This is a genomic window from Vibrio sp. Y176, from assembly GCF_033438945.1.
In genome coordinates, this window is the sequence record NZ_JAWOQS010001247.1 from 1 (window position 1) to 506 (window position 506).

At 46.0% G+C, this 506-nt stretch carries 1 pseudogene; it reads left to right on the forward strand.

The annotated features are described in order from the left end of the window. Positions 1 to 419, forward strand: a pseudogene (locus tag R7O13_RS31215) (L-sorbose 1-phosphate reductase); the annotation flags it as partial. Between the last annotated feature and the right edge of the window lie 87 nt (positions 420 to 506).

Sequence of the window (506 nt, forward strand, 5' to 3'; positions counted from 1 at the left end):
TCAACTTCTTTGCTGGCCCAACGGATAAGAATTTCAAAGTGCCGTTTAACTTCTACAACGTGCATTACGAATCAACCCATATTGTAGGGACGTCCGGTGGTTCAAAGGGTGACATGGTGGAATCTATTGAGCTTTCCTCGCAAGGCAAGATCAATCCATCGTTCATGATCACACATGTTGGTGGCTTACAAGCTGCGCCACATACGATTCTGAATCAGTTGGATATTCCGGGCGGTAAGAAGTTGATTTACCCACATATTGACCTGCCATTGACGGCGATTGATGACTTTTTATCGTTGGCAGACCAAGACCCGTTCTTTGCGGAACTCGATGCGATTTTGTGCGCGAACAACTATGTGTGGAACGCGCATGCAGAAAAAGCGTTACTTGAGTTTTATGACGTGAGCTTAACGGTTTAGTTGCAACGAACATGTGTGGTAGCCTTTGCGCTGCCACATAATGGAGAGGTCATAAGACGTTGTCACGTGAAGACGAGTTACTGGAGA